Below are 6,052 nucleotides of genomic sequence, written 5' to 3'. Positions count from 1 at the left end.
CAGCTTCACGTGGACGGCGCGAGCCGCCTGACGGCGGCTGGGACCGGACTGTTCGGTCCTCATTTTGCCGCCTCAGCGAAGAGATCCCGATGATCGTTCAAAAACTCCGGCAGAGACTTTGGCTTGCGGCCGAGGAAGTGTTCGAACGCCTCACTGGCCAGATAGAAGGCCTGGTATTCCGGTGGTCGTGTGCGTAGGTAGCGCCACAGGTGGACAAGATGTTCCACCGCAACGGCGTTGGCCCCCGTGACGCCTCGTACACGGTCGGCCCACTGCTCGTCGGTGATCTCGACATACCGCACCGACCTACCCAGGACATCGCTGAAAGCTTCAGCGATGTCACTATTCGCAACTCCAGCGCCCATCAACCGGACAACAGTGCCATTGGGCAAGACCGGGCCGCACAACGACGCCGCGGCTACTGCGGCGACATCCTCTGCGGCTACCAGCGGGATTTTGGTTGTCTCCGGTCCCCACGGCATTGCGATAACACCGGCACGGTCAAGGCTGAGTTGGGCCCACGTTTTGAGGTTTTCGTAGAACACCACGGCGTTAAGATGGACCGCCCCGACTCCAGCCCAGTCGAAGATGTTCTCGACGAGCCAGTGACGCGTCTGGTGCGGGGTCGGCTGCTCGCCGCTGGGTTGCAGCCATTGTGAGAGGTTCACGACCTGCTCGACGCCGGCTGAACGCGCAGCTACGGCAAACGTCGCCGCGGCCTGCAAGAGCCCTTCCTGCACCGGGTAAGCAAAGTAGGCTCGGCGGACGCCTGCCATGGCATCGGTTAAGCAACGAGGATCGTGGAGATCGCCTTCGACGACTTCAGCGCCCAGCGCACGAACCCGATCCGACCGCTCGTCGAGCCGGTGAACTAGGGCGCGCACGGCGTGGCCCTGCTCACGCAATAGCTGCGTTACGCGGAAACCGGTGGAGCCTTGGAGGCCGCCTGCGGCGCCACTGACAAAAAACGTCGGTGTACCCATCATTTCTCCTCCCTTTTTGACTCTTCCCTTTTTGACTCTTCGCGGGAAGCCGCCTGTCGGTCTCCGGCCGCCCGGATCGCTATCTGTGCGGCCGTATCTCACAACCCTGCGCAACCGACGCTTCGCTTGGAGCGGTTGGCAACTCGGAGCCAGAGGCAGCCAGCACGTCATCAATCTAAACCTATAAGACAAACAAATCAAGTACTAAGTTGATAAACATGTTCCGCTGGTAGGCTAAGCCCATGGTTGGACGCCGAAACTACGACCAGGCCTGCCCGATCGCCAGCGGACTAGACGTGCTGGGCGAGCGGTGGACGTTGCTGATCTTGCGGGAGCTCGTCGGAGGACCGCGCCGTTACAGCGATCTCCGCGCGCAGTTGTCTGGGATCGCGACAAATCTTTTGGCCCAACGCCTCAACGAACTCGAGCGTGCTGGACTAATTGCACGCACCGAGTTGCCGGCACCAATCGCACGCACCGTCTACAGCCTCACCGATGATGCGTGGCGCCTCGTGGTGCCCATCCTTGGTGCGATCGCGCGCTTTGGACTGGAGACGATGCGGATTGACGGCGAGGGTTTCCGATCTCCACTCAACGGCTTCCTCGTCGGGGTGCTGTTGGGCTTCGACACGGTGCGTGCAGTCGGAGTGCAGGCGACTTACCGAGTGCAGATCGATGGCCGTAGTTTCGATTTCACTGTCACCGAGGGGCGACTCGCGGCAGCGCACGGTGAACTCGATGTGACCTTGACCGCCTCAGCGTCTGACCTGTGGGCCGCCCGATTCGCCAGCACCCCCGCCCAGCGCAAAGCCGCCCTGCGCAGGCTGCGTTTCGACGGTCAAGACGGCGCTGTCGAAACGATGCGATCTGTCTTGGGCCTCAATGGCCAATCGCTACACCGCGATAGCATTTTGCGTTCACGACATCAGGGATGATCTCAGCGAGCTAACGAGCGGTTCGACTACGCGCCGATCTCGGGCATCAGCTCGCCCATCTCGATGGCGTTGCTGGCCGGCGTCTCCTCAAGGGCTAGCAGCATCTGAACATCGGCCGCGCCGGTCGCGCGCTGAAGCAGCGACTTGAGCCCGAACAGCAGCTTTTTCCAATAGTCCGCCGGCCGACCCGCGCGGACCTTGACCGTCAGGATCACCGCCGGCCCCGCCTCGCGGCCGATAAAACCGTCGCCGGGCGGAAAGCTATTGAAAAGGATCTTCGTGTAAGCCTCGTCCAGACCGGACATTTGGCTGTGGAACTCGGTGATCTCCGCGGCGAGCGTCGCCTTCGCTTCCGCGGAAAGCAATCCGTCCGGCGTTGTGATCTTGTAGAGCGGCATCGTGATCTCAGGCTTTCGTTCTGGAACGTTGTTCGCAATGTCCCTGATTTTGCCTCGGTGTGAAGGCAAATCGGTTAATCCGCGCGAACGTTGTTCTCGGGCACAGCGGTTGGTGCGGATCACTGTCACGGCTGACATCGACAGACTCAGCGGTTTCTGCGCACGGTGTTAGCAGCACACGATGGCGACGCGTTGGCAAGGACCAGAGTGTCCACGCTAGCGGAGAAGACTGTCGCTGAAGGTAAGGCTGCACAAAGACACCCACAGGAAAGACTATGTTCGTCTCGGGAGCCAGCCGCGGCATCGGGCTGTCGATCGCCAAGCGGGTCGATCGCACGGATCGCCCGTCGAACCGGAGGCCCGCCAGGCGGTGACCGCTGACCGCGGCTACGGCTACGCCTCAGTCGAACATGACCTCCACGAACTGGGCGTGCGCAACGTAGCGATCCCACGTGCAGCTAAACCCGGCGCAGCCCGCCGCGAATTTGAGCACCGGCGTGCCTTCCGCGACAAAGTCAAATGGCGAACCGGATCCGAGGGACGGATCAACCACCTCAAGCGAAACTACGGGTGGAACCGCACCGAACTGACAGGTATCACCTGTGCCCGAACCTGGTTTGGACACGGTGTATTCGCCCACAACCTGGTCAAGATCAGCACCCTAGCTGCATGAAACAGACACCCCAACCAACCAGACACCCCTAAAATCAGGTCGCCACTGAGCACCAGCATCCCGACGACCCGTTTTTCAGGTCTTAGTAGCTAGCCGACCTTCGTCAGAGTGAAAGAATCGGCCGGTGCTTCGCAGTTGCCGCCTTGGCCATTGGGGACTCCGCTTACTTCGCCGTTAAGCGTTTCGGGATCCCATGACCACGTCTGTATCGCACCCGACAGCTGGCCGTCCAAGCAGACTGTGCCGTCTGGCCTGTCAACGGTCATAGTCCAATGACCGCCCACGAGCTGTGCATCGCCGCTCCATCCTCTTGAATTGGCGATGTGCGCGATACAACCCGTGGGACCACAAGTGGAATTGGCGATCCAGGTGGTTAGGGCTCCTGGCTCACCGCTATTGTCCAGCGAATACGTGCCATCGAACGGCTCGCACGCGCACGCGGGGCCCGCTAGAGCCACAGCAGCGACAGCGGCAATAGTAGTTGCGGGTCAGACCCCAAGCGATAGGCACAATGTTTCGCCTTCTAGCCGACAGTAAGTTTAGCCGGGAGGCGATGGCGACCGTTGCGGTCGGCCGCGGCCAGCGGATTTGCAGTCCGCAAGACGGGGTGCCTTACGGTGTCGCTACCTGCCCAGGGACCTCTGGTCTGCGGTGATGGCCCCAGAGCGTGCCACCATATATCCGCGTGTAGCGCGTGGGTTGTGACAACGCCGTGACAATCACGGCCAATAAATCCCGCAACATCAAAGGCGATCCGTTGTGGGCATTCGCCGCAATCTCGGGGCCGGCCGCGAATACTTGAGGTATGGCGGAGCGCGCGCCGACTTCGGCAATTGTTGCCAGGCTGGCAGGGTGCTGCCTGTTGGCCGCGCTGCTGGCGGCGGCATCGATGTTCCCAGTCGCGGGCGGTATTGGGCTGTTGTTCAACCGCGCCTCCGACGTTGTCGCCGACGAATCCGCACAAATCCTGCAAGGTGACGTTCCGCAGGTTTCGACGATCGTCGACGCCGCGGGAAACCGGATCGCCTGGCTGTATTCCCAGCGGCGGTTCGAGGTCCCCACTGACCAGATCGCCAACACGATGAAGCTGGCCATCGTGTCAATCGAGGACAAGCGGTTCGCTGAGCACAACGGGGTGGACTGGCCGGGCACGCTGACCGGCCTGTCCGGCTACCTGTCGGGCAACCTCGACACCCGCGGCGGATCGACCATCGAACAGCAGTACGTCAAGAACTACCAGTTGCTGGTGACCGCGCGGACCGAAGCCGAGAGGCGGGCCGCTGTGGAAATCACACCGGCGCGCAAACTGCGCGAGATCCGGATTGCGCTGACACTCGACGAGAAACTCTCCAAAGCAGAGATGCTCACCCGCTATCTCAACTTGGTGTCGTTCGGCAACCGCGCGTTCGGTGTGCAGGACGCCGCTCAGACTTATTTCGGCATCAACGCTTCGCAGCTGAACTGGGACCAGGCCGCGCTGCTGGCCGGCATGCTGAAGTCGACGAGTGCGCTCGACCCCTACACCAACCCCGAGGGGGCACTGCAGCGGCGAAACGTGGTGCTGGACACCATGGTCGACAATCTCCCCCAGTACTCCGACGAGTTGCGTGCCGCCAAAGCACAGCCGCTGGGCGTGCTACCCCATCCGAATGAGCTGCCGGGTGGCTGCGTCGCCGCCGGCGATAATGGCTTCTTCTGTGACTATGTGCTGGATTACCTCGCGCGGGCCGGCATCAGCAAGGAGCAGGTTGCCCGCGGCGGTTATCTGATCCGCACGACGCTGGACCCCAAGGTGCAGACGTCGGTCAAGCAGGCGATCGACAAGTTCGCCAGCCCGACGCTCGACGGCATCGCCAGCGTGATGAGCGTGATCAAGCCCGGCAAGGACGCGCATCGGGTGATAGCGATGGCCAGCAACCGCACTTACGGTCTCAACAGCGACGCACGCGAAACGGTGCAGCCGCAGCCCTTTTCACTCGTCGGTGATGGGGCAGGCTCCATCTTCAAGATCTTCACCACAGCTGCGGCGTTAGACATGGGCATGGGTATTACGACTCAGCTGCAGGTGCCGGGCTTCTTTCAAGCCAAGGGCTTGGGCAGCAGCGATACACCCGGCTGTCCGAAGGAAACCTGGTGCGTGGCAAACGCGGCACGCTACCGCGGCTCGATGAACGTCACCGATGCGCTGGCCACCTCACCGAATACCGCATTCGCGCGGCTGATCCAGCTCATCGGGGTGCCGCGGGCGGTCGACATGGCGGTCCGACTGGGGCTGCGGTCCTATGCGAGTCCCGGAACGGCGCGCATCTACGACCCGACAAGCGGCGAAAGCTTGGCCGAATTGATCAAGCAACAAAACATGGGCTCGTTCACTTTGGGTCCATTCCAACTCAACGACCTCGAGCTCGCCAATGTGGCGGCGACCCTCGCGTCCGGCGGCATGTGGTGCCCGTCGAGCCCGATCGACAAGATCTTCGACCGCAAGGGCCACCCGGTATCTGTCACCACCGAGCCCTGTGAGCAGGTGGTGCCGGAAGGACTGGCGAACACGCTCGCGAACGCCTTGAGCAAGGACGACCAGGGCAGCGGCACCGCCGCGGGCTCGGCCGGTGCGGTGGGTTGGACATTGCCGCTGTCGAGCAAGACCGGCACCACCGAGTCGCATCGATCGGCGGGATTCGTCGGCTTCACCAACCACTACGCGGCGGCGAACTACATCTTCGACGACAGCAGCACACCCTCGGACGTCTGTTCATTCCCACTGCGCAGGTGCGGCAGCGGCGATCTGTATGGCGGTAGCGAGCCCGCCCGCACCTGGTTCGAGGCGATGAAACCCGTCGCCACCGATTTCGGCGACGTGCGTCTGCCGTCAACCGACCCGCGGTACGTCGACGGCGCGCCGGGCGGCCGGGTACCCGATGTGTCCGGCCTTAAGGTGGACGCGGCGCGTCAGCGTCTCAAGGACGCCGGTTTCCAGGTCGCTGACCAGCCCACCTCGGTCAACAGCTACGAGCCCGATGGTGCCGTGGTGGGCACTACCCCGAGCGGTCAAACCATCCCCGG

4 protein-coding genes and 1 pseudogene are annotated in these 6,052 nt (G+C 62.5%); 3 read left to right on the top strand and 2 right to left on the bottom strand.

The window, feature by feature from the left end; all coding sequences use genetic code 11:
- Window positions 1-59: 59 nt before the first annotated feature.
- Window positions 60-983 carry an NmrA family NAD(P)-binding protein gene (locus VEI45_RS16930; RefSeq protein WP_324855244.1) on the bottom strand — a complete coding sequence of 308 codons (924 nt, stop codon included), beginning with the start codon at window positions 981-983 and terminating at the stop codon, window positions 60-62.
- A 242-nt stretch (window positions 984-1,225) separates the two neighbouring features.
- Between VEI45_RS16930 and VEI45_RS16925 the strand changes: the two genes are divergently transcribed.
- Window positions 1,226-1,918: a helix-turn-helix domain-containing protein gene (locus VEI45_RS16925; protein ID WP_324855242.1), complete on the top strand. Its 693-nt coding sequence runs from the start codon at window positions 1,226-1,228 to the stop codon at window positions 1,916-1,918.
- A 26-nt stretch (window positions 1,919-1,944) separates the two neighbouring features.
- Here VEI45_RS16925 and VEI45_RS16920 read toward each other — a convergent pair whose 3' ends face one another.
- Window positions 1,945-2,445: a tautomerase family protein gene (locus VEI45_RS16920; protein WP_324855240.1), complete on the bottom strand. Its 501-nt coding sequence runs from the start codon at window positions 2,443-2,445 to the stop codon at window positions 1,945-1,947.
- 198 nt (window positions 2,446-2,643) lie between these two features.
- On the opposite strand from VEI45_RS16920, the pseudogene VEI45_RS16915 reads away from it, so the two are divergent.
- Together VEI45_RS16915 and ponA2 are read left to right on the top strand one after the other, a co-directional pair.
- Window positions 2,644-2,989, top strand: a pseudogene (locus VEI45_RS16915) (ISNCY family transposase); the annotation flags it as partial.
- An 805-nt stretch (window positions 2,990-3,794) separates the two neighbouring features.
- Window positions 3,795-6,052: transglycosylase/D,D-transpeptidase PonA2 (gene ponA2, locus VEI45_RS16910; RefSeq protein WP_324855238.1), on the top strand; the 2,258-nt coding region annotated here is incomplete at its 3' end.

It is taken from the genome of Mycobacterium sp. (assembly GCF_035623875.1).
Taxonomy (GTDB): Bacteria; Actinomycetota; Actinomycetes; order Mycobacteriales; family Mycobacteriaceae; genus Mycobacterium.
Note: the sequence above shows the minus strand (reverse complement) of the source record. Positions and strands in the feature narration are given on the sequence as shown.